The sequence below is a fragment of the Streptomyces sp. NBC_01537 genome (genome assembly GCF_045040445.1).
In the GTDB taxonomy this organism is placed as follows: domain Bacteria; phylum Actinomycetota; class Actinomycetes; order Streptomycetales; family Streptomycetaceae; genus Actinacidiphila.
This window is the reverse complement of sequence record NZ_CP109392.1, coordinates 169,564-191,865: the sequence shown is the minus strand read 5'-3', so window position 1 is coordinate 191,865 and position 22,302 is coordinate 169,564. Positions and strand designations below refer to the sequence as shown.

Annotated in this window: 19 protein-coding genes and 4 pseudogenes; 11 read left to right on the top strand and 12 right to left on the bottom strand. The window is 69.6% G+C overall.

Annotation, left to right across the window (positions count from 1 at the left end):
• Positions 1-69: 69 nt before the first annotated feature.
• From OG607_RS00935 to OG607_RS00905, 7 genes and pseudogenes are all read right to left on the bottom strand, one after another.
• On the bottom strand, positions 70-654 hold the full coding sequence (locus tag OG607_RS00935) for an AAA family ATPase (RefSeq protein WP_405717452.1): 585 nt from the start codon (positions 652-654) through the stop codon (positions 70-72).
• Positions 651-803: pseudogene (locus OG607_RS00930) on the bottom strand (IS256 family transposase); the annotation flags it as partial. The pseudogene OG607_RS00930 and the gene OG607_RS00935, both read right to left, overlap by 4 nt.
• A gap of 141 nt (positions 804-944) precedes the next feature.
• Positions 945-1,406, bottom strand: a complete 462-nt coding sequence (locus OG607_RS00925; protein WP_405717449.1) for a hypothetical protein — start codon at positions 1,404-1,406, stop codon at positions 945-947.
• Positions 1,403-4,216, bottom strand: a complete 2,814-nt coding sequence (locus OG607_RS00920; RefSeq protein ID WP_405717446.1) for a GH116 family glycosyl-hydrolase — start codon at positions 4,214-4,216, stop codon at positions 1,403-1,405. Before OG607_RS00920 ends, OG607_RS00925 begins: the two co-directional genes overlap by 4 nt.
• A 240-nt stretch (positions 4,217-4,456) precedes the next feature.
• Positions 4,457-5,160 (bottom strand): annotated as a pseudogene (locus OG607_RS00915) (ABC transporter ATP-binding protein); the annotation flags it as partial.
• A gap of 58 nt (positions 5,161-5,218) precedes the next feature.
• Positions 5,219-5,419, bottom strand: a pseudogene (locus tag OG607_RS00910) (aldo/keto reductase); the annotation flags it as partial.
• 146 nt (positions 5,420-5,565) lie between these two features.
• Complete coding sequence (locus OG607_RS00905; RefSeq protein WP_405717443.1) at positions 5,566-6,507, bottom strand: helix-turn-helix transcriptional regulator; 942 nt, start codon at positions 6,505-6,507, stop codon at positions 5,566-5,568.
• Between the two features lie 261 nt (positions 6,508-6,768).
• Here OG607_RS00905 and OG607_RS00900 point away from each other — a divergent pair, with 261 nt between their 5' ends.
• The 6 genes from OG607_RS00900 to OG607_RS00875 all read left to right on the top strand — a co-directional run bounded on the left by OG607_RS00900 (position 6,769) and on the right by OG607_RS00875 (position 13,287).
• Entirely contained in the window at positions 6,769-7,815 is a 1,047-nt protein-coding gene (locus OG607_RS00900) for an NAD(P)-dependent alcohol dehydrogenase (RefSeq protein ID WP_405717440.1), read from the top strand.
• A gap of 84 nt (positions 7,816-7,899) precedes the next feature.
• Positions 7,900-8,559, top strand: a complete 660-nt coding sequence (locus tag OG607_RS00895) for an SDR family NAD(P)-dependent oxidoreductase (protein WP_405717437.1) — start codon at positions 7,900-7,902, stop codon at positions 8,557-8,559.
• Between the two features lie 110 nt (positions 8,560-8,669).
• Complete coding sequence (locus OG607_RS00890; protein WP_405717434.1) at positions 8,670-9,653, top strand: aldo/keto reductase; 984 nt, start codon at positions 8,670-8,672, stop codon at positions 9,651-9,653.
• 33 nt (positions 9,654-9,686) lie between these two features.
• Positions 9,687-10,655, top strand: a complete 969-nt coding sequence (locus OG607_RS00885; RefSeq protein WP_405717432.1) for an aldo/keto reductase — start codon at positions 9,687-9,689, stop codon at positions 10,653-10,655.
• Between the two features lie 70 nt (positions 10,656-10,725).
• Positions 10,726-11,712, top strand: coding sequence for an aldo/keto reductase (locus OG607_RS00880; RefSeq protein WP_405717429.1), 987 nt, complete (start codon positions 10,726-10,728; stop codon positions 11,710-11,712).
• A gap of 381 nt (positions 11,713-12,093) precedes the next feature.
• Positions 12,094-13,287, top strand: coding sequence for an aldo/keto reductase (locus tag OG607_RS00875; RefSeq protein ID WP_405717426.1), 1,194 nt, complete (start codon positions 12,094-12,096; stop codon positions 13,285-13,287).
• A gap of 233 nt (positions 13,288-13,520) precedes the next feature.
• On the opposite strand, the gene OG607_RS00870 is transcribed toward OG607_RS00875, so the two are convergent.
• The 5 genes and pseudogenes from OG607_RS00870 to OG607_RS00850 form a co-directional block, all read right to left on the bottom strand.
• Positions 13,521-14,591: a PQQ-dependent sugar dehydrogenase gene (locus OG607_RS00870; protein ID WP_405736460.1), complete on the bottom strand. Its 1,071-nt coding sequence runs from the start codon at positions 14,589-14,591 to the stop codon at positions 13,521-13,523.
• A gap of 203 nt (positions 14,592-14,794) precedes the next feature.
• Positions 14,795-15,640 (bottom strand): SDR family oxidoreductase, encoded by an 846-nt coding sequence (locus OG607_RS00865; protein ID WP_405736457.1) that lies wholly within the window; start codon positions 15,638-15,640, stop codon positions 14,795-14,797.
• Positions 15,641-15,759: 119 nt separating this feature from the next.
• Positions 15,760-15,921, bottom strand: coding sequence for a hypothetical protein (locus tag OG607_RS00860; RefSeq protein WP_405736455.1), 162 nt, complete (start codon positions 15,919-15,921; stop codon positions 15,760-15,762).
• Between the two features lie 55 nt (positions 15,922-15,976).
• A pseudogene (locus OG607_RS00855) lies at positions 15,977-16,204 on the bottom strand (XdhC family protein); the annotation flags it as partial.
• A 242-nt stretch (positions 16,205-16,446) separates the two neighbouring features.
• Entirely contained in the window at positions 16,447-17,346 is a 900-nt protein-coding gene (locus tag OG607_RS00850; protein ID WP_405717423.1) for a helix-turn-helix transcriptional regulator, read from the bottom strand.
• Between the two features lie 302 nt (positions 17,347-17,648).
• On the opposite strand from OG607_RS00850, the gene OG607_RS00845 reads away from it, so the two are divergent.
• The 5 genes from OG607_RS00845 (at position 17,649) to OG607_RS00825 (ending at position 22,295) form a co-directional block, all read left to right on the top strand.
• Entirely contained in the window at positions 17,649-18,026 is a 378-nt protein-coding gene (locus OG607_RS00845) for a DUF2255 family protein (protein ID WP_405717420.1), read from the top strand.
• Between the two features lie 37 nt (positions 18,027-18,063).
• Positions 18,064-19,644: a Na+/H+ antiporter gene (locus OG607_RS00840; protein ID WP_405717417.1), complete on the top strand. Its 1,581-nt coding sequence runs from the start codon at positions 18,064-18,066 to the stop codon at positions 19,642-19,644.
• A 75-nt stretch (positions 19,645-19,719) separates the two neighbouring features.
• Positions 19,720-20,748, top strand: coding sequence for an SMP-30/gluconolactonase/LRE family protein (locus OG607_RS00835; protein WP_405717414.1), 1,029 nt, complete (start codon positions 19,720-19,722; stop codon positions 20,746-20,748).
• A 210-nt stretch (positions 20,749-20,958) separates the two neighbouring features.
• The gene (locus tag OG607_RS00830; RefSeq protein ID WP_405717412.1) at positions 20,959-21,315 is read left to right on the top strand and encodes a hypothetical protein; all 357 of its coding nucleotides are present in this window, start codon (positions 20,959-20,961) and stop codon (positions 21,313-21,315) included.
• 185 nt (positions 21,316-21,500) lie between these two features.
• Positions 21,501-22,295: an ABC transporter ATP-binding protein gene (locus tag OG607_RS00825; RefSeq protein ID WP_405717409.1), complete on the top strand. Its 795-nt coding sequence runs from the start codon at positions 21,501-21,503 to the stop codon at positions 22,293-22,295.
• Positions 22,296-22,302 lie beyond the last annotated feature (7 nt).

The following is a 22,302-nucleotide window of genomic DNA, read 5'->3' as shown; positions in this document are numbered from 1 at the left end:
TCGGGAGGGGGCGCCCAAGGCGCTGGTCAGTTCCGAGATCAGCTTCGCTATTCGTACCTGGAGCAATTGTCAAAACCTGTGGGCCAAGCCATTCGGGCCGTCGTTGGGATGACCGCGTTTCTCTGCTTGGATCCAGGCGGCGACGGCTTCGGCTTCGACCGGCCGGGTGGTGTCGACATGCAGGGTAGGGCCGACCTGGAGTGGTAGAGCCGTGCCTCGCCAGCGCTCCCAGTCGTCGTCCGTCAGCAGGTCGCCGTGGATCGGATGGCGAGGATGACGGGCTTCGAAGCGACGGCGGGCGGTCTCCAGTGGGACGTCACACCAGATCTCCACCACAGCGGGGTTGTTGGCGCGGTTCAAGCCCCGCACGACGAAGTCGCGAAAGTCGGTCGGCCAGCAGGATTCCAGGACGGCACCAGCAGGTGCGTCCGCCAGCAGGGCCCACATCGTCTCGCTCGCCGCGGCGCCGAGTGAGGCGTTCCAGCGCCGTTGCGGACAGTCGGTCCTCTCGGTGCCCAGCACATCGGCGTGTGCCTCTTTGATCACGTCCTTGCTGAACAGCGGCAGGGTCAGGTGACCGGCCAGGGTGCGGGCCAGGCTGGTCTTGCCCGAGCCGGGAAGGCCGTTGACGAGCACGGCCAGGGCTTGGGTCATGCTGCTACTCCGTCGGTCCGTTCCGCGAGGTTGCCGTTCTCGAACTGGGCGCCCGCGCGGACCAGGGCGACCAGGTGGGCGCCTGTGATCGCGCGCCAGCGGGCCTGGGCGGACTCAACGAGCTTGAATACCATCGCCAGCGCGGCGGCGAGCATCCGGCGGGCACCCTCACGGACGATCTCGTCGATCAGAGAGCAGGACTCGGTGGAACCCTCGGCAGTGACTACGCTCAGCACGGGCGTGCCTTCCCGACCCGCGCTGCAACGCGGGTCTACTCGGTGACTTCTCGATCAATCACCCGGGAAGGTACGCCCTTCGAGCGCCTCCGAGGAGCTGATCCACAAGTCCTGAGCATTGCTCCCGTCGGCGACGAGGACGGTGCTCTCCTGGGTGTGCCCCTCACCCATGATCTTGATCCAGCACACGTACTGCTTGGTCGCGGCGTTGAAGACGATGTGCGGACGGTCGACCTGCTGGGCCGGGTGGAGCGGAGAGTTCGGGTCGCCCAGCTCGGGTGGGATGATCAGCCCGCAGTCCTCCCAGTTGTAGAGGTCGGTCGAGGAGTAGCAGCGGATTCCCCAGTGCCAGATTCCGCTGCCGGGCTTCGTCTTCTCCTTGTTCTCCCCGTACCAGCACAACGTTCCGTCGAGGTACGTGATCGACCCCGCGTGCGCCTGGATGCGCCGGCCGGCCGTGTCGTACCAGACCTGGCCCGGGCGTATGGACGACTGGGGCGGTGGCGGTGTAGTCACTTCGAACTCCCCCGTACGGTTTCGAGCGCGTCGACGAGCTGCCAGACGGACCGGGCTCGGGCGTAGGCCGCGTACCGGGAGATGTTCACGTTGTTGACGAACCAGGACTCCGGTGTGGCGAAGGCGTGCCCCAGGGACGTGGCGCCGTTGTCGTAGAGCCGGTTGGCCACGGCTTCGCTCATCTTCAGGGCTTTGGCGACGAGTTTCCCGTCGCCGGTCGCGCGGCCGATGTGTACGGCGGCCGCCGTCGCCATCCAGGTGGTGCCGGGCCACACGTCGGCGATCTCCGGGACGAAGCGGCCGGGGGCAGGCTGGGCGTAGTTCATCGGGTAGGGGTTCAGGTTCTCGTCCAGGATGATCGGTGGACCTACGGGAACGCCGTTGGCGTCCTTGGGCGCCAGGAAGGCGTCCAGAGTGTTGTGCCAGTGCTTGCGGGCGCGCTGGAGGTTGATCAGGTTCGGCAGGTCGAGCTGAGAAGCGACGCACTGGGCGTAGAACGCGTCCAGGAAGGCCGCGTCCGTCGGCAGCACCGGCTTCTTGGCGCCGAAGATGTCGCCGGTCCGCCCGTCGATGCCGCCGGTGCCGTCGGAGAAGCGGTAGCGCCCGGTCTCGGGGTTCCAGAAGGTCTCCTCGAACTCCTCCTTCGCCGCCGCCAGTTCGGTGTCGAGCTCTTTCTGGACCGCGGCCGTGGCCTCGGGAACGCCGAGGGCTCTGGCCTTGGGGGTGAGCGTCGAGAGGATCTGCAGCGAGAGCAGGTACAGCTGGCAGTTGTAGATGCCGTGGCCGTTGACCAGGAGCTGGTCGTAGGTGTTGGGCGGATTGTTCGACGGGGGGTCCGCCGGGAGGCGGGAGCCGGGCGGGCGGAAGAACTGGGAGTGCTTCAGCGTGCGCAGCATCTGGGGGTAGCCGTAGGTGAGCAGGCTGGTGTCGCCGGTCTCCTGGTACAGCGCGTACACCCGGTAGATGAGCTTGTGGAAGCAGTCCCGGAACGCGTCGCCGCCCGCGGGATCGAAGAGCGCGCCAAGGTCGTTGGTGCCTGCGGGCGGTGAGCCGAAGACGGGTTCGGACGTTGCCGAGGGGGCGCCCTGGTTGGCGCCTGTCGCGGTGATGAACGGACCCGTGTCGAACATGATCTGCTGGGGCACCCGCCCCCACCGGTCCTGCTTGGTCAGCTGCAACCAGGCGCGCAGACGCCCGAGTTCGATGTTGGGGAACAGCTTCGTGTACAGCAGGTACCCGAAGCTGTCGACGTCCATCTCATTGGCGGACGCGCCGCCGCTTCCCGCGTCGATCGTGTAGAAGAGGTGGGTGCCGGGGATCTCCGCACCCAGGCGAGATCCGCCGGGGGCGGGAGTGATGGTGTTGCTGACCAGGCCCGCCTCCCAGAACGAGGCGTTGAAGACCATCCCGAACAGTTCGTTCAGGGCCGCCTTCCGCAGCCACACCGGGTACTTCGGGTTCTCGGCGATCGGCTTCCACCATGCCTCGACGGCGGCGAGGGAGTCGTCGTGCCGCGCCAGTTCACGCTTGGCGATGGTGAACGCTTGCTTGAAGGGATACGAGTTCGGTACGTAGTCGTTGGTGGCCGTCGAGGTGGCGCCGAGGAACTCGGTGTAGCGGCGCATCCAGACGGCCCGGCCCCGGGGGGCGCCGTCGTAGTACACCTGGGGGAAGTCCCAGGACAGGGCGTATCGGACGACCGCCTTCTGCCCCGGTCGCAGCCGCACGGTCACGGCGACGGCGCCGGCCGAGTTCGATTCGTCCAGGGCGCTGTTCGGCAGCTTGCCCGTGGTGGAGAACGGCTCGTAGACGTCGCTCCCGTCGCCCGCCCCGTTCCACGAGGTGGCGTACGTCAGTTGCTGGCCCGAGGCCGGCAGGGCGGCGATCGTCCATTCCGACTTGTACGCGTCGGGCGTGTTCGTCGGGTCGTCCGAGCCCAGCGTCACGCCGGCGACTCCGGACTTGTCCTTGTCGAACCGGCAGTAGAGACCCGTGCGCGTCGTGCCCGACGGATGCGGAGTGGCGTTGGGGAACGTGAACATCACCGAGAGGTCGATCGTCTTCGTGGTGGGGTTCGCCAGTTCCACGTCGAAGAAGGCCACCGGCATGGAGGTGCGCTCGTCCTCGCCGGCCACGATCGGCGACCAGAACCGCATGGACACCTGGGACCGGAACACGTTGTAGGTGGTCCAGCCGAACGGGTACAGCGCGGCGTAGGTGCCGTCGCCGGGGTTCAGTTGGTTCCAGTGCGGAAGGACCCCGTCGAAATCCCGCTGCGGGGCGATGTGGTCGTGCCGGGTGGCGAGGGTCCTGACGGTCGGGCCGTCCGTGGCACCCGCGACCTGTTCCCGGACGTGGAACGCCGCCTGGGGGAGCGTGCGCATCTCCCACCAGTTGGAGGACTGCGAACCGCCCATGTTCCACGGCCCGAAGGTTCCGAACAGGTTGTAGTGGAACGAGCCGGCGCCGACGCCGCCGAGCGGGATGCCCAGACCGGGCACGCTCATACCGCCCGCGAGTCCCCGCAGGCCCGAGGGCTGGCCGGTGCGGCACTCCGAGTCGGCCGCCGCCTCGCAGGGGCCATCCGGTGCGAGGCCCCAGTCGCGGACGTACGCCGCTTCCGGCACCCTCGCCGCGTTCAGAGGGGACGCGTGGGCGCTCGGGGTCGAACGAAGGGCCGGGAATCCACCGAACTCGCCTGCGGCGGCCAGTCCGGCTACGGAGAGCGCGCCCCCGCGCAGGAAAGCCCTCCGCGGGAAACCTCCGCCCTCGCGTGTCGTGTTCGGTTCGGAACTGTCCTGCGGCTCCATGGCAGTCCTTTCGGGAGGTTCAATGAATCGAAGGCGGTACCGATCGCCCGTACGGCCGGCGCCCGCGACTCGGCGTGCCGGGCTACAGGCCCCGTGTCCGCTTACCGGTGGGTAGTGCATCGAGGGGTGGGTGTGCGTGTACTCAGAAGGCCCGCGCGCACGGGGTTGTGTGCGGACCGTCTGCGAACCGCGACGTCGCCCTGGAGATGGGGGCGCCGGTCGTGGCTGACTCGCCGCCGCTCATGACCCGACCTTGGGGGCGGAAAGCTCCGCCGCCATGGCTTCCAGGCGCTTGGCCCGCCGCAGGCGCTGCTTCCTCGGATCCGCGACGGGAGCTGCCATCTGCAGCTTGCGTGTGTAGGGGTGCTCGGGAGCCGTCGCGACGTCGGACGCCTTGCCGATCTCGACGATGCGCCCCTGGCGGAGGACGGCGATCCGGTCGCTCACCTCGTTGACGACGCCCAGGTCGTGGCTGATGAACAGGTAGGCCACACCCGTCTCACGCTGGATGTCCTTCAGCAGCGTGAGGACCCGGGCCTGCGTGGTCACGTCCAGGGCACTGGTGGGTTCGTCGCAGATGATGACCGTGGGGTCGAGGGCGAGTGCCCTGGCGATGGCGATCCGCTGCCGCTGTCCGCCGGAGAACCCCCGGGGGGATCTCGGCCGGAGTCGGCGGGGAGGCCGACGGCGTCGAGCAGCTCCCGTACGCGCGTGCGTCCGTCTCGGGACCCGGTGGCCAGAAGGGGTTCGACCAGGATGTCCTCGATCGACATCGACGGATTCAGCGAGGAGTACGGGTCCTGGAACACCACCTGGATGTCCCGCGCGACCCTGCGCCGGCGGGCCCGGGGGATGTTGCTGATGGTCTCGCCCCGGAAGGTGATGGAGCCCTCCGTCACCGGCGCGAGCCCGAGGACCGTGCGGCCGATCGTCGTCTTTCCCGATCGCGCGGTGGATGTGCTCCGGGCGGCCGTCGACTCCGGTGACCGCACCGTCCTTGGCCAGCACGCCGACCTTGGTGGCCAGTACGGCGCGCTCGCGGTGGCCGTCCGCCAGAGCTCGCCCGACCAACTGCTCGTTCGTGTAGGGGCCGTACACGTCGGACGTGTCCAGCAGGGTCATCCCCAGGTCGAGAGCTTGGTGGATCACCGAGACCATCTCGGCCTCGTCGCGCGGGGTCGCCTGGTCGTAGCTGACCTTCATGCCCATGCAGCCCAGGCCGACGACGCCGACCTCGGGTCCCTTGGTGCCGAGCGTGGTGATGCGCATGCCGTTCGTCCTTTCGGTCTTCGGTGGTTCGGACGGGCGTCCGGCGTGTCGGTCGACGACCGGTCCGAAGGGATGCCGCGTCAGTCCGCGAGCCCGGTCCGCGACGTTCCGATCCTCGACGCGTGCGCCGAGTCGGACGCCGCCAGATCGAGCAGGACCATCGCGTCGTACTCGGTGCTGCCTGGCTCGGCGTGGTAGACGACCAGCCGGTGGCCGGGGGTGCCTTCCACCTGCATGGACTGGTAGCCGAGGGTGAGGTCGCCGACATCCGGGTGGTGGAACGTCTTGCGGCCGTAGGAGTGGCCCGTGACGTCGTAGCGTTCCCACAGACGGGCGAACTCAGGGCTCTTGAGCAGGAGTTCACCGGCGAGCCGGGTGAGGTCGGGGGCGTCCGGGTCGGTGCCGGCCAGGGCCCGCAGGCGGGCTACGCAGCCGCGGACCTGGTTGCCCCAGTCGTCGAAGAGGTCGCGGGCGGCGGGGTGGAGCAAGACGTAGCGCGCGATGTTGCGCTGTCTCGCGGGCCAGTCCTCCATCCCGGCGAGCAGTCGCAGCCCGCCCGGGTTCCAGGCCAGTACGTCGCCCGTGCGGCTGACCACGTGCGCGGGCTGTGGCCGCATGGCCTCCAGCAGGAGCTTTACTCCGGGCCGAACGGAGCGGCTGGGCGCGGTGGGCGGTTCCGGAGCGATGGGGGTCCCCCCGCTTGAGCGAAGCCGAGAGTGGGGGAGGGCGGCATGCGCGGCCAGGCTGCGCAGGTGGTCGTGTTCCGCCTCCTCCAGCCGGAGGGCGCGGGCGAGGGAGTCGACGACGGACGGGCTGGGGTGGGTCTCCTTGCCGCGCTCCAGCCGGGTGAAGTAGTCGATGCTCATCCCGGCCAGGGTGGCCAGCTCCTCGCGGCGCAGTCCAGGTGTGCGACGCGCGCCGGTGCCGGGTGGTAGGCCGACCTCTGCGGGGGTCACCTGGGCCCGTCGGGCGCGTAGGTAGCGCCCCAGCTCGGTGCCGCTGCTGTGCTGCTCACGGTCCATGTCTTCCGAGTCTGGGGGACGCCACGACCTGGGTGGAAGGCGGGTGGGGTGCCCTGTCACGGCACTGAACAGCACTCCCGGCTACAACGCGGTCTGCCACATGGCGAGCCGGAGGCGCAGGCTTGATGCTCGTAGGACATCTCCGTTCCCGGGCAGTCGCGCACCACGACGATCCAGCTCGTGGCCGCGCTCGGAAGGCCTCCGGGACGGACTCGGCGGCCACCCGGCTGCCCGGCACCACCCCGCCCCTTTGGAGAAACCGTGCTCACCGTCAACGCCTATGCCGCGACCTCCGCAACCGAACCGCTCGCCCCGACCACGATCGAGCGCCGCGACGTCGGCCCGCACGACGTCCTCATCGAGATCAAGTACTGCGGCATCTGTCACTCCGACATCCACTTCGTCCGCGGTGAGTGGGGCCCGCAGACCTACCCGGTCGTCCCTGGTCACGAGTTCGCCGGCATCGTCACCGAGGTCGGCTCCGAGGTCACGAAGCACGCCGTCGGCGACCGGGTCGGCGTCGGCTGCATGGTCAACTCCTGCCGTGAGTGCGTGAACTGCCTCAAGGGCGAGGAGCAGTACTGCCTGAAGGGAAACACCCTCACCTACGGCGCCCCGGACAAGGACGGCACGCGCACCCAGGGCGGCTACTCCACCCACGTCGTGGTGACCGAGGACTTCGTCGTACGGATCCCCGAGGAGCTCCGGCTGGACGAGGCCGCCCCGCTGCTGTGCGCGGGCGCCACGACGTACTCGCCGCTGCGTCACTGGGGCGCGGGCCCCGGCAAGAAGGTCGCCGTCATCGGCCTGGGCGGTCTAGGCCATCTGGGCGTCAAGCTCGCGCACGCGATGGGCGCCGAGGTCACTGTCCTGTCGCAGTCGCTGAAGAAGATGGACGACGGCCTGCGCCTGGGCGCGGACCACTACTACGCCACCAGCGACCCGGCCACCTTCGAGAAGCTGGCCGGCACCTTCGAGGTCATCCTGAACACCGTGAGCGGGAACGTGGACCGGGGCGCCTACATGAACCTGCTGGCCCTGGACGGTGCCTTCGTCACGCTGGGCGCTTCGTCGGAACCGGAGATCTGGTTCCCCACGGCCGCCGTGGCGGCCAACCGCCGTGTGTTCACGTACTCGCTGATCGCCGGCATCCGCGAGACCCAGGAGATGCTCGACTTCTGCGCCGAGCACGGCATCGGTGCGGAGATCGAGGTCATCCCGGCCGAGAAGATCAACGAGGCGTACGAGCGCGTCCTCGCCTCCGACGTGCGCTACCGCTTCGTGATCGACACCTCGACGCTCGCCTGATCAGTCGGTGGCACTCGCCGCCGGCTACAAGACGTTGGCACCGCTGTCTCGCGGGGTCACAGGATGAATTGGAGCAGGACAGATATGAGTAAGGGAACCGCCCTCATCGTCGGTGTCGGCCCCGGTCTCGGCCTTGCGCTCGCGGAGGCTTTCGCCCGCGACGGCCACCCGGTGGCGGTCTTCGGGCGCGCCGCGGGCCGCCTGGAGAAGCAGGTGTCGGAGCTGACCGGCCAGGGCTTCGTGGCGGCCGCGTATCGGGCCGATGCGGGGGACCCCGAAGATCTACGGGCCGCGCTCCGCCGGGCGGTGGACGACCTCGGCGCGCCGGAGGTGCTCGTCTACAACGCAGCCGTAATGCAGGCTGACACGCCCACGGGACTGGACGCCGCGGCATGGGCTCAGGCCCTCGCGGTCAATGTCACCGGCGCCGTGGTCGCCGCCCGGACGGTCCTTCCTCTCCTGCGGGACGGCCGGGGCAGTCTGCTCTTCACCGGCGGCGGCTTCGCCCTCCAGCCCTCGCCCGAATACACCACCATGTCGGTGGGCAAGGCCGCCCTGCGCGCCTACGTCCAGGCCCTCCATGAGGACCAGCGCGGCTCGGGCGTGCACGCGTCCACGGTGACCGTCGCCGGCAACATCGGCGGCGAGGACCCCCGCTTCGCCCCCGACGTCCTGGCCGCGGCTTACCTCGACCTGCACCACCAGCCGCAGGACCAGTGGCAGGCCGAGCTTGTCTACGCCTGACCGCCTCGTTCATCCCCGGCACAGCCCGCCTGCCATCCGGCGAGCGCGGCGAGCACGCCGGGCGTGAACTGAAGATCCGTTCCGAACCGACCTGCGGAGCAGCAGCACCCATGAAGCACATCAAGCTCGGAGACCTGGACGTCTCCCGTGTCGGCCTGGGCACCATGACGATGTCCGGCGTCTACCTCAGCCCCGGGGAGACCCCGGACGACACCGAGTCCATCCGGGCCATCCACCGGGCGCTCGACCTCGGCGTCACCCTCCTTGACACCGCGGAGGCCTACGGTCCCTTCGTCAACGAGGAACTCGTCGGCCGAGCGGTCCAGGACCGCCGCGACCAGGTCGTTCTGTCGACGAAGTTCGGCATGTACTCGCACACCAGCGGCGGCATGGGCCACATCGACGGCACCCCGGCCAACCTGCGCACCGCGCTCGAAGGCTCCCTGAAGCGGCTCGGCACGGACTACATCGACCTGTACTACCAGCACCGCGTCGATCCCGACACGCCCGTCGAGGAGACCATCGGAGCCCTCGCCGACCTGGTCACCGAGGGCAAGATCCGCCACATCGGCCTGTCCGAGGCGGCGCCCGAGTCGATCCGCCGCGCCCACGCCGTCCACCCGATCGCCGCACTGCAGTCGGAGTACTCGCTGTGGACTCGGGACGTGGAGGCGGAGATCCTGCCGCTGCTGCGGGAGCTGGGCATCGGCCTGGTGCCCTGGTCGCCGCTGGGCCACGGCTTCCTCACCGGCAAGATCCGTGCCACGGAGCACTTCGAGGCGAACGACTGGCGGGCGAACAACCCCCGCTTCACGGAGGAGAACCTCAAGCGCAACCTGCGCATCGTCGAGGAGGTCGAGGCCGTCGCCGCCGAGGTCGACGCCACCCCCGCGCAGGTGGCCCTGGTCTGGCTGCTGGCCCAGGGCGACGACATCGCCCCGATCCCCGGCACCAAGCGCGTCTCCCGCGTCGAGGAGAACACCGCCGCCGACGCCATCGTGCTGACCGCCGAGCAGCTCACCCGCCTGAACAACCTCGCCCCCGCCGCCGGCGACCGCCTCCACGAGGCGGGTATGCGGCTGGTCAACCGCTGACCCGGCCCGCCCGACGACCTTCGGAAGGAACACATGCGCACCACCACACTCGGCCCCGACGGACCCGAGGTCGGCGTCATCGGCCTGGGCTGCATGGGCATGAGCTTCGGCTACGACCTGGCCACCCCGCGCGACGAGACCGAGATGGTCTCGGTGATCCACCAGGCCCTCGACCTGGGGATGACCCTGCTGGACACCTCCGACGTCTACGGGCCGCTCACCAACGAGGAGTTGCTCGGCCGTGCTCTTGCCAAGGGCCACCGGGAACGAGCGGTGCTGGCCACCAAGGTCGGCGCCCTCACCCGTAACGCCCAGGGGAAACCCGTACCCGGCCTGAACAACAACCCGGAGCACATCCGGCGCGCGATCGACGAGAGTCTCGCGCGCCTCGGCACGGACTATGTGGACCTGTACTACCTGCACCGCGTGGACCCCGATGTGCCGATCGAGGAGAGCGTGGGCGCCTTGGCGGAGGCGGTCGCGGCGGGGAAGGCCCGTGCGATCGGTCTGTCCGAGGTGAGTGTCGAGCAGATCAGGCGGGCCCAGTCCGTGCACCCGGTCACGGCGGTGCAGTCCGAGCTGTCGCTGTGGACGCGGGACTGGATGACCGAGGTGCTGCCGTACTGCGAGGAGCAGGGCATCGCCTTCGTGCCGTACTCACCGCTGGGCAAGGGCTTCCTCACCGGCCGGTTCAGCTCCTTCGACGACCTGCCGCAGGACGACTTCCGGCGCGGCCTGGCCCGCTTCCAGGACGATGCCCTGGCGATCAACCGCGCCATCACCGACAAGGTGCGCGAGATCGCCGACCGCGTCGGTGCCACTCCTGCTCAGGTGGCGCTGGCGTGGGTGCTGGCCCAGGGTGAGTACGTCGTCCCGATCCCCGGCACCAAGACCCCCGAGTACCTGCTGGACAACGCGGGCGCGGCCGATGTCCAGCTCAGCGCCGAGGACCTCGCCGAACTCGACGCCCTGCCCACCCCGCAGGGCGGCCGCTACTACTGAGCCGACGCCGACCGAAGCACCACAACAGATCAGCCCCACAGATCAGTCAGAGGAACAGAGGAAGTTGGTCATGGAGTACACGCGCCTGGGAACCTCTGGCCTGAAGGTCAGCCGTATCGCGCTCGGCTGCATGAGCTTCGGCGACCCCGCGAAACGGATGCCATGGGTGCTCGACGACACGGCGGCCGAGCCGGTCTTCCGGCAGACCGTCGAACTCGGCATCACCTTCTGGGACACCGCCAACATCTACGGCCTGGGCACCTCTGAGGAGATCGTCGGCCGAGCCATCAACAAGTACACCCAGCGCGACGACATCGTCCTCGCCACGAAACTGTTCCAGCCCATGCACCAGGGGCCGGGCGGCGCGGGGCTCTCGCGCAAGGCCGTCATGGAGCAGATCGACGCCTCGCTGAGGCGCCTGGACACCGACTACGTCGACCTCTACCAGATCCATCGCTTCGACCCCGACACACCGGTCGAGGAGACGATGGAAGCGCTGCACGACGTGGTCAAGGCCGGAAAGGCCCGCTACATCGGCGCCTCCTCGATGTGGGCGTGGCAGTTCGCGAAGCTGCAGCACGCCGCGGAGGCGAACGGCTGGACGCGATTCGTGTCCATGCAGGATCACTACAGTGTGATCCACCGCGAGGAGGAGCGGGAGATGTTCGGCCTGCTCGCGGACCAGGGCGTGGGCAGCCTCCCCTGGAGCCCGCTCGCCGGAGGAAGGGTGACCCGCCCCTGGGGCGAGCAGGGCACGACACGCAGGTCGGAGGAGGACCGCCAGGTCGACATGAACGGCCGGCCGCTCTTCCTCGACAGCGACAAGGCCGTCGTCGACGCCGTGCAGAAGATCGCCGAGGAACGCGGGGTGTCCATGGCGCAGATCGCGTTGGCCTGGGTGCTCAAGAACCCGGTGGTCTCGGCCCCGATCGTGGGCGCCACCAAGCCGCACCACCTGGCCGACGCTGTCGCGGCGCTCGACATCCAGCTCACCGACGACGAGGTCGCCGCCCTTGAAGCGCCCTATGTTCCGCGCCTGCCCATCTTCTTCTCCTGACGGGTAGGCAAAGGTCAGCGACCGAGCCATAAGGGCACCGGGCGTAGCGCAGCAGGCGTTGCGTCCGGCCGGCCCTTGCCTCAACGAGAATGCTCCACAAGGGAGTTGGGGGGCACTGCCACTGCGTGGAACAGCACGGCCTCCCAAACCCGGCGGGCACGCTGATTGAATCATCCTTACCGCCCGGCACCATCGGCACCACAGGACGCCCGTCACCGAACGGGGGCCTGGCCATCAATCCGAAGTCACGGACGTGGACCGTTGCCGCCGGCCGAAGTGCCCAGGTGTTCACCTCTGGCGCGATCTGCCTCTTCCTCGCCGACTGCGATGCGGTGACGCACCGAGGGTGCTCTCAACCGACGACCATGAGGGATGTAACTCATGCACGAACAGGACAGCACGCCGACCTCGACCGACCGCGGCCGTCGCGGCTTCCTGATGGGCGCGGCCGGTCTGGCGGCCACTTCGGTGGTGGCCGCGCCGGCCACACTGGCGCAGGCGGCATCGCCCGCCACGGGTGCCAGGGGCCCCGTCGGCCGCCGCAACCAGGTGACCGCGGCCATCACACAGACCGGTCACCGCCGACTCGGGTCTCTGAAGGTCTCCGGCATCGGCCTCGGCACCCAGACCATGCCGGGCAACCTTTACGGTCCGGTCACCAGCCACAAGGACATGGTCGCCCTCGTCCGGACAGCAGCCGATCAGGGGGTGACGCTCTTCGACACGGCCGAGGCGTACGGGCCGTTCGAGTCTGAACGGATCCTCGGCGAAGCTCTCCGGCCCGTCCGCGACAACGTGGTGATCGCGTCCAAGTTCGGCTGGAACATCGACCCGGACACTGGAGCGAACACCGGTCTGAACAGCCGTCCCGACCACATCCGGCAAGCCGTCGACGGCATGCTGAAGCGCCTGCGGACGGACCACATCGACCTGCTCTACCAGCACCGGGTCGATCCCGCCGTCCCGATCGAGGATGTCGCGGACACAGTGAAGGACCTCATGGCCCAGGGCAAGGTGCTGCACTGGGGTCTCTCCGAGCCGGGTCTGGGGACCATCCGCCGGGCCCACGCGGTCCTTCCGCTCACCGCGATCCAGAACGAGTACTCCACGCTGTGGCGCGGACCGGAGGAGCAGGTCCTGCCGCTGTGCGAGGAACTCGGCATCGGCTTCGTGTGCTGGGCGCCCCTGGGAACGGGCTTCACGACCGGCACGATCAATCCGTACACCCGGTTCACGGAGGGAGACCGCCGGACCGCGACACCCCGCAACAGCCGGGACAACATGGCCGCCAACATGCCACTGGTACAGCTGCTCCAGGACTGGGCCGTACGCAAGGGCGCCACGCCCGCTCAGATCGAGCTCGCCTGGCTGCAGGCCCAGAAGCCGTGGATCGTGCCGATTCCCAGCGCCACCAGGCTGTCCCACCTCTTGGAGAACATCGGCGCGGAAGAGGTCAGGTTCAGCCCCGACGAACTCCAGGAGCTCAACGCCGCCCTCTCGCAGATCAGCATCCACGGTGCCCGGCTTCCGGCAGCATCCCTCGCGCTGACGGGCGTCGAAGCACCGACCCGCTGAGCGGCTGACCGGCGCCGCACACACCGAACAGCGCAGTACAGCGTCCTCTCGTCCCCGGACGAACTCCCGTACAGCCACAGGACGTTCCGGCCGGGGACAAGGGGCGCCTGCCAGACTTCGGAAGGATGCCGAGCCTGCTGACGACACCGACGGCCTCGACGGCCGCTCGCAGATCGCGACGCGCAGTGGCGGACCGGAGGGAGCAGGCCCGACGTGCCGGCCGCCGTGGGCCTTCAGGAAACCCGGAGCAGCAGGATCCGGTCGTCGCTGTCCTCCGGCGAACCCTTGCCGTCCGTGTTGCTGGTGACCAGCCACAGCCTGTCGCCGCCCGCCGCAACCACCGTGCGCAGCCGGCCGTACGAGCCCTCAAGCGCGGCTGACGGCTCGCCCGCGACCCTGGAGCCGTCCAGCGGGATGCGCCATAGGCGTTCGCCCCGCAGGCTCGCCATCCAGATCGCGCCTTCGGCGTAGGCGATACCGCTGGGTGAGGCGTCGGCGGGGCGCCACTGGGCCACCGGGTTGGTGAAGCCCGCCCGGTCGCTTGTGCCCTCGACATCCGGCCAGCCGTAGTTGCGGCCGGGCCGGATCAGGTTCAGCTCGTCCCAGGTGTCCTGGCCGAACTCCGACGCCCACAGCCGCCCGCCGTCGTCCCAGGCCAGGCCCTGCGGGTTGCGGTGGCCGGAGGAGTACACCAGGGAGTCGGGCTCGGGGTTGCCGCGGGCGGGCCGGCCCTCGGGGGTCATGCGCAGGATCTTGCCCCCGAGGGAGTCCCGGTCCTGGGCGATCGGCTTGTCCCACGTCTCGCCGGTGCCGGCGTAGAGCATGCCGTCCGGGCCGAAGGTGATCCGACCGCCGTTGTGGTACGTCCCGGCGGGGATTCCCTCCAACACCGTCTCCGGGCGGCCCAGTTGCTCCCCCCGGGGGCGCGAGGTGTCGTACCGCATACGGACGATGCGGTTGTCCGAGGTGGTCGTGAGGTAGGCGTACACCAGGCGGTCGGAGGCGAAGTCCGGGGAGACGGCGAGCCCGAGCAGGCCGCCCTCGCCCGGCAGGTCCCGCGCTCCCTGCACGGTGCCGGCCTCGGTCTTCCGGCCGTTGTCCGCGTCGACGCGGGTGATCGTGCCGTCGTCCCGGGAGGAGACCAGCAGGTCGCCGTCCGGCAGCGCGGCCATGCCCCACGGGGTGTTCAGGCCCTGCGTCACAGTCCGCAGGACTCGCACGCGCGAGGAGCCCGAGCCCGCGTTGTCCGTCCCGGCGGACGACGCGGGCTCCTCCTCGCCGCCCGAGGTGCAGCCCGCGAGCATCAGTACGGCGGCGGCGCAGGCCGCGACCCAGGGCGTCTTCGGTGTGGGACGGGGCACAGCGGAGTTCCTCTCGATGATGCGGATGGTGGCGCGGCCAGGGGCGGTGGCATGGGGAGGGCACGGCACACGCCTTGCCCGCGGGCGCCACAGTCGGTCGCTGATCCGGGCGGCCCACGTCAGCGCAGGCCCGTGTCGGCGGCGGGTCAGCTCTGCGCCCGGCCCACGGGCCACACCTGCGCGGCCCGCAGAGCCGCGATCACGCCGCCGTCGGCCAGGAGGTCCGACCCGGTGATAAAGCCGGCCTGGTGCCCGAGCAGGAAGGCCGCCGCCTCGGCCACGTCGTCGGGGGTGCCGATGCGTCCGGCGGCCGATGTCTCGATCATCTGCCGGTACCCCTCACCGCCGGGGCCGGACATCTCGTCCTGGGCCAGCGGCGTGGAGATGATGCCGGGGCTGATGCAGTTGACGCGGGCGCCGTGCTTGCCCCACTCCACGGCGGCGGCCTGCACACGCAGCGCGTTGCCCCGCTTGGACAAGGCGTAGGCGGCGCCGGAGTCGCCCACCTCCTCGGGGGCCAGGAACGGCAGGGCGAGCAGCTCGGAGACGGGGGTGCTCGCCAACGCGTGCTCGGTGTCGTACGGGTACGCGCCCGCCATGTGGCCGGCCATGCTGGAGATGACGACACCGGCGCCGCCCGGCGCGATGACGCGGGCGAACTCGTCGAGGACCAGTGCGGTGCCGAGCAGGTCGACGTGCAGGACCTGCTCCGTGGTCCCCTGTACGGGCGAGACCCCGGCGCTGTGCACGACCTGCGTGACGGGGCCCAGCTCCGCGGCGGCGTCTGCGAGCCGGGCTACCGCGTCGGGCTCGGACACGTCGACGATGTGCGTGGTCACGTCGTGGCCCGCGCCGCGAAGCTGCTCGGCGGCGACGCCCAGTGCCTTCTCGTTGTAGTCGGCGAGCAGCAGGATGCGTCCGATGCCCACGCGCCGGGCGATCGCCAGGCCGATGCCGCCCGCGCCGATGATGACCGCTACGTCCTTGTCCATCGTCTGTCTCCTGTGATCGAAAAAGAGTGGGCGTTGCCGAGGAAGAGATCTCCTACGAGCATTCAGCCTGCTCCGCGGCGCCGCGATGTGGCAGACCGGGCTGTGCCCTGTAGCGGTGTTCAGTGACCTGTCAGGGCACCCCTCGCGGCAATGGGCTCGTGGATGGGCCCGGCGCCGTAGGAGAGAGTCAGACCGGCGCCGTGGTGAGCGTGGGCGATGATCTCCGCGGTGATGGAGACGGCCGTCTCCTCGGGGGTGCGGGCGCCCAGGTCGAGGCCGATCGGCGAATTGAGGCGGGTGAGGCGCGTCTCGGGTACGCCCGCCTCCCGCAGAGCGAGCCCGTGCGGGAGGGCCGCCGTCGCCCAGGACCTGGCGGCACAGTTCGGAGACGGCCCCCTCCACGCAGCCGCCGGAGATGCTGCCGACCACCGTGCCTTCGGCGTCGACGGCGAGCGGCGTGCCGGGCGACAGGGGTGCGCTCCCGCTGACCTGGACGACGGTGGCGAGGGCGAAGGGACGGGCTTCGCGGCACCAGTCGTACAGCGTGTCCGCGATGTTCCACATGGGCGGGTCTCCACAAGATCCGTAAGGAACGAGGGATCGGGAGGGTATTGAGCCGAGATGCGGGACAGGGCCGCGGTTACGGCTGTGGTCTCGGCGCAGGGTCCAGCCTTTGCCGGGTGGTGGAGAGCCGCCAGGGAGTACTCAAGACTCCCGCGCCTACGTCCGGCAGTAGCAGCCAGTTCAAGCCAACGCCTGAGGCGATGGCGTGCTCGATGTTCTGGGTTCGCCGGGTCGTCGGTTCGCTACTGCGCAGGCGACGTCGATGGCTCTGAGGCCTTATCCTGCGCGGCCTTGTCGAGGAGGACCATCGCGTCGTACTCGGGGGTGTCAGGCTCGGCGTAGAAGACGACCAGGTGCTGGCCGTTGGCGCCGTTCAGTGTCATGCCCTGGTAGCCGAGGGCGAGTTCGCCGACGTCGGGGTGGTGGTACGTGTGGCGGCCGCTGGTGTTTCCCCGGACGTCGTACCGCTCCCACATGCGCGCGAACTCGGGGCTCTTGCTCAGGAGTTCATCGACGATGAGAGCGAGGTCGGGGGCGTCCGGTTCGATACCGGCCAGGCCGCGCAGCCAGGCGACGCAGCTGCGAACCGCGTTGTCCCAGTCGTCCCACAGTTCGCGGGCCGCGGGGTGGAGGAAGACGTAGCGCGCGAGGTTGCGCTGCTCGCCCTGCCAGTCCTCGATCCCGGCGAACAGGTGCAGTCCGCCGGGGTTGGCGGCGAGCAGTTCGAAGGTGCGGCCGACCACGTACGCGGGATTGGGCCGCAGGCTCTCCAGGATCAGGTCAGTGCCCGGAGGCACGGACCGGCTGGGCACCGTCGCCGACGCGGCCACGTTCCCGTCGGCGCACGCGGCCAGATCCCGCAGGTGCTGGTGCTCGGCCTCCCCCAGGAGCAGTGCGCGAGCAAGGGCGTCGATCACGGACGGGCTGGGACGGGTCTCGGTCCCGCGCTCCAGGCGTGCGTAGTAGTCGATGCTGATGCCGGCGAGGGTGGCCAGCTCCTCGCGGCGCAGTCCGGGCGTACGGCGCAGACCGGAGGCGGCCGGCAGACCGACGTCACCGGGTGTCACCCGGGTGCGGCGGGCTCGCAGGAAGCGTCCCAGTTCGGTGCCGCCGCTGCCGCCACTGTGCTGCTCACGTGCCATGTCTTCCAGTGTGGCAGCCCCGTGACCGGTGTGGCGATGCCCGCGACTCCGAGGGGTGCCCTGTCACAGCACTGAACACGGCTGCCTGTCACAGCCCGGCCTGGTACCCGGCCAGTACACCCGGCAAGCTGAGGGCTCGCGGATGAACCCCCAGGTCCGCGGCGTGCTTGCGGCGAACGGGGTGACGATCTCCGACGGCCTGCGCGCCCGCTTGCCGAACGCGACGACGCTGCTCATCGTGACCTCGGCGGCCGCCGACCTACGGCGAGGACCACATCCGTATGTACGAAGGAGACCGACCCATGGCAAAGGCATGGACGAACGACGAGCTCGACAGGGTCGGGGCCGCGGAGGAACTGGTGATCGCGTCCGTGCGCCGTGACGGTGCGCTGAACAAACCGCGGACGATCTGGGTCGTGCGCGTGGATGACGGGATCTACGTCCGTTCGGTCTACGGACCCACCTCCCACTGGTTCCGCACCACGCGGACACGCCAGGAAGGACATATCCGGGCCGGGGGCGTGGACAAGGACGTCTCCTTCCTGGACGCCGACCACGACCTCGACGGCCAGGTGGACGCCGCGTACCGCAGCAAGTACGGGCACTACGCCGCGGAGATCGTCCAGGCCATCACGAGCCCCGAGGCATCCTCCACGACGACGCTGCTCGCGCCGCGCTGAGCCCGGATTCCCGAACCACCTGTCCAGGAGATGAAACGTGCTCGGTCTCGAACTCGTCGTGGTCCTGTGCGCGACCGTGCTCGTGTGCGAGCTCGCGGGAGACCGCCTCCGTATCGCTCCGCCCATCCTGCTGCTGGCGGCGGGGGCGCTGCTGGGATTCGTCCCGGCACTGCGCGAAGTGCATCTGCCCCCCGAGGCGATGCTGCTGCTGTTCCTCCCGGCCCTCCTGTACTGGGAGAGCCTGACCACCTCCCTGCGCGGGATCCGGCAGGACCTGCGCGGAATCATCCTGATGAGCACGGCCCTGGTCATCCTCACCGCCTGGGCCGTGGCAGCCGTCGCGCACGCCCTGGGGCTGCCCTGGGGGCCGGCCTGGGTACTCGGCGCGGCCGTCGCACCTACCGACGCGACGACGGTCGGGGTCCTCGCCCGCATGCTGCCCCGCCGCAGCATCACCCTGCTACGCGCCGAAAGCCTGATCAACGACGGCACAGCCCTGGTCGTCTACGGCCTGGCCGTCGGCATCACGGTCGGCGAGGAACACCTGACCGTGCCGCACGTCGGATGGCTCTTCCTGCTCGCCTACGTCGGTGGGGCGGCGGCCGGAGCGGTGACCGCCTGGCTCGGCATCCAGCTGCGCCGCCGCCTCGACGACCCTTTGCTGGGGAACGTGGTCACGATCCTCACGCCCTTCACCGCGTTCCTTCTAGCCGAGGAGATTGAGGCTTCCGGTGTCCTGGCCGTCGTGGTGGCCGGGCTGATCATGAGCCAGGTCGGCCCGCGCCTGGTCGGGGCGGCGACGCGACGCCAGGCGGTGGCCTTCTGGTCGCTGTCCACGTTCCTGCTCAACGCCTCCCTGTTCGTCCTCGTCGGCCTGGAGGCACAGTCCGCCGCCCGCGACCTGACCAGCGACGGCCTCACCCACGCCCTGATCACTGTCGGGGTCGTGTCCGTGGTGCTCGTGGCCGTGCGCTTCGCCTTCCAGTTCGGCGCCGTGTACCTGATCCGCCTGCTGGACCGCCGTCCGCAGCAGCGGCTTCGCCGGATGAGCCACCGGGCCCGGGTGGTCGGCGGGGTCACCGGCTTCCGGGGCGCGGTGTCACTGGCCGTGGCGCTGTCGGTACCGGAGACGCTCGACTCGGGCGCGCCCTTCCCCGACCGCGACGTGATCGTCTTCGTGACCTCCGGTGTCATCATGCTGACCCTGGTGGTGCAGGGCCTGCTCCTGCCACGCGTGGTCCGCTGGGCCCGGCTGCCCCACGACGCCTCCGCCGAGGAGGAGCGCTCCCTCGCCGAGACCACCGCCACCGAGGAGGCCCTCAAGGCCCTGCCGGACGTGGCCGCCGACCTCGGCACCGCCCCGGAGGTCGCCGAATGGACGCGCCACGAGTACGAGACCCACCTACGCATCGCACGCGCCGACGACGCCGACGACGACGTGGTCCTGCGCCACAAGGAGGACTACACCGCGCTGCGCCTCGCCCTCCTCGCCCGCAAACGCGCCACCGTCGTCAGACTCCGCGACGAGAACCACATCGACGACACGGTGCTGCGTCAGGTGCAGGCGTACCTCGACATCGAGGAAGTACGCCTGTCCGGGGCCGAGTTGAGCGACTGACCCGCCCCATCCCTTTCCTGTCCCACCCCACGCGCAACCACAGTTGCGCCCTCCAAGAAAAGTGCGATGAACCACATGGAAATATCCACAGCAGTCCCCGCAGCAACCCCCTTGAAGAAGCGGTTCAGACTCGCGGCGGCAATCGCCGCGACTGCGACCGTCCTCGTCTCGGGGCCATACGCGTCGGCGGCAACGGAACAGGCGTCCCCGAAGCCGGTCGTCACCGACGTGAAGACCCTCGCCGCCTTCGACTTCACCGCCGGCGACTCCCCGGAGAACATCACCGTCAACCCGGACAACTCACTGACCGTCTCCATGCTGGGCAGCGTGGCGGGCAAGCGTCCGGCACTGGTGCGCATCGCCCCGTCCGGGCGCAGCAAGGTGATCGTCGCCGGGCAGCCGGACGACACCTTCACCGGCAACACCCGCGATCGTCAGGGGAACATCTACTACAACGTGGCGTCCTCCGACGCCTCCCGGGCCGGCGTATGGAAGCTGCCCCCCGGCGGCACCCCGCGCCGCATCGCCGCCCTGCCCACCGGCGGACTCCCCAACGGTCTGGCCCTCGACCCGTCCGGGCGCACCCTGTACGCGGCCGACAGCAACAAGGGCACCGTATGGACCGTCCCGGCCTCCGGCGGGAAGGCGACCGCCTGGCTGACCGACCCCGCCCTCGCGGCCGACCCGTCGGGACCCGTACCGCTCGGCGCGAACGGTCTCCGCTTCCACAAGGGCGCCGTCTGGGTCTCCAACCTCGCCAAGGGCACCCTGCTGCGGATCCCGGTCACCGCCACCGGCGCCCCCGGCCGGATCCACACCGTGACCAGGAGCCTCACCGGCGTCGACGACTTCAACTTCCTCAACGACCGCTCCGACGTGGTGTTCGCCGCGCAGAACGGCCTCAACCAGGTCGCGCTGGTCCACCCCGACGGGACCACCGAGACCGTCCTGACGGCCAAGGACGGCCTCGCTTCCCCCACCTCCACCGCGGTACGTGGAAACCGGCTCTACGTCACCAACGCCGGTCTCGCCGAGCCCCACGAAGCGAAGGTGCAGCGCGGAACGATCGACCCGGCCGCGCTGAACTGCGGCCCGACCTCCTGAACCTGCCGTTGCCGGGAGCCGCAGCAGCACCTGTTGCGGCTCCCGGCAACCAGGTACAGCCACATTCGTCAACGCGCCCTGTTGAGCACCAAGCCGTGTGAAACACGCAGGAAACGGGTGTTTCCTAGACTCCGGCAGATGCGCCACCTAACTGTCCTTGAAGCTCCCACCGAGTGGAGCCGGTTCACCGAAGGTTCCGTCGAACGCCGAATGCTGATCGCCCTTGGCGACCGGCTCGGTACCACGCTGCGTCCGAAGCCGCTCATGCTGCCGGACGGCAACCGCGTCGAGGTCGAGGGGATCGACGCCGACGGCCGGGTGCTCGTCCAGCTCGTCAGCAATCAGGGCGCATACAAGCCCGCTTACCGCAACAAGGTCATGGCGGACATGTTCAAGTTGCTCTGGTTGCGTGACGCGGCGCCCAACGCCGAGCGTGCGGTGCTCCTTGTCACCGAGCTGATCGTGCAGGCGCTCGGCGGCTGGGTGGGATGCGCGGCGGCGGACCTCGGGATCGAGATCTACGTCTTCGACGGCAGCAGGGCCGTAACACTGCAGCAGCGAACGTAATACAGGCGAAACAAGAAGCGGTGGCGGAGCGAAACCTGCGGCTCTTACGGTCGGAAACACCTAAGCGGATTTCCGCGTCGCAGTCTCCCGCACTCGCTACGCACGCTCTCCGACTTCCAGGATCGGGCCTTCGTGCTCGCTACATGGATGGGAGCGTGAAGGTGACTGGTACGCCAGCACTTGAGTTGCGATCGGTACACCGGGTCTACGGATTCGGGCCGTCCGCCACGAATGCCCTCGACGGGGTTGATCTGACGGTGCCGCCCGGCCGCTTCGTCAGCCTCATCGGGCCCAGCGGCTGCGGCAAGTCGACGCTGCTGCGCCTAGTGGCCGGCCTTGAACGACCCGACCGCGGCGAGGTCCGGGTGCATGGCGTGACGCCGGCGCAAGCGTGTGCCGCCAAGATGATCGGACTCGTGCCGCAGAGCCCGGCGTTGCTGCCGTGGCTGTCCGTACTGCGGAACGTCACACTGCCGCAGAAGATCAACAGGGGTGCCGCCGGGCGCCGCGAGCGCATCGGCGGCTTCGAAAAGCGGCAGGTCCCGGACATGCGGGACCTCCTCGTCAAGGCGGGTCTCGGCGAAGCCATGCACAAGCTCCCGGCACAGCTGTCCGGCGGCATGCAGCAGCGTGCCGCGATCGTGCGCGCCTTCGGCCTGCGGCCCGACGTGCTCGTCATGGACGAGCCCTTCTCGGCCCTCGACGAATTCACCCGCGAGAGCCTGCAGGACCAGCTGCTCGACCTGTGGGACGAACTGAAGACAACGGTGCTGTTCGTCACCCACTCCGTCTCCGAGGCCGTCCGGCTCTCCGACACCGTGGTCGTCATGGCGCCGCGGCCGGGCCGCATCGTGGAGACCATCGACATCGGCCTGCCCCGGCCGCGCGGCGAACGCCTCTTCAAGGAACGCCGCTTCCACGAGTACGAGGACCTGATCCGAGATCGCCTGCGCCATGCCTGGCACGGCGCGGCGGCGTGAAGGGGGT

Bases quoted from the DNA above. Each gene is read 5' to 3' on its own strand.
- OG607_RS00935 (WP_405717452.1), bottom strand. From the start codon at position 654: ATGACCCAAGCCCTGGCCGTGCTCGTCAACGGCCTTCCCGGCTCGGGC.
- OG607_RS00920 (WP_405717446.1), bottom strand. From the start codon at position 4,216: ATGGAGCCGCAGGACAGTTCCGAACCGAACACGACACGCGAGGGCGGA.
- OG607_RS00905 (WP_405717443.1), bottom strand. From the start codon at position 6,507: ATGGACCGTGAGCAGCACAGCAGCGGCACCGAGCTGGGGCGCTACCTA.
- OG607_RS00895 (WP_405717437.1), top strand. From the start codon at position 7,900: ATGAGTAAGGGAACCGCCCTCATCGTCGGTGTCGGCCCCGGTCTCGGC.
- OG607_RS00890 (WP_405717434.1), top strand. From the start codon at position 8,670: ATGAAGCACATCAAGCTCGGAGACCTGGACGTCTCCCGTGTCGGCCTG.
- OG607_RS00885 (WP_405717432.1), top strand. From the start codon at position 9,687: ATGCGCACCACCACACTCGGCCCCGACGGACCCGAGGTCGGCGTCATC.
- OG607_RS00880 (WP_405717429.1), top strand. From the start codon at position 10,726: ATGGAGTACACGCGCCTGGGAACCTCTGGCCTGAAGGTCAGCCGTATC.
- OG607_RS00875 (WP_405717426.1), top strand. From the start codon at position 12,094: ATGCACGAACAGGACAGCACGCCGACCTCGACCGACCGCGGCCGTCGC.
- OG607_RS00870 (WP_405736460.1), bottom strand. From the start codon at position 14,591: ATGCTCGCGGGCTGCACCTCGGGCGGCGAGGAGGAGCCCGCGTCGTCC.
- OG607_RS00865 (WP_405736457.1), bottom strand. From the start codon at position 15,640: ATGGACAAGGACGTAGCGGTCATCATCGGCGCGGGCGGCATCGGCCTG.
- OG607_RS00850 (WP_405717423.1), bottom strand. From the start codon at position 17,346: ATGGCACGTGAGCAGCACAGTGGCGGCAGCGGCGGCACCGAACTGGGA.
- OG607_RS00845 (WP_405717420.1), top strand. From the start codon at position 17,649: ATGGCAAAGGCATGGACGAACGACGAGCTCGACAGGGTCGGGGCCGCG.
- OG607_RS00835 (WP_405717414.1), top strand. From the start codon at position 19,720: ATGGAAATATCCACAGCAGTCCCCGCAGCAACCCCCTTGAAGAAGCGG.
- OG607_RS00830 (WP_405717412.1), top strand. From the start codon at position 20,959: ATGCTGATCGCCCTTGGCGACCGGCTCGGTACCACGCTGCGTCCGAAG.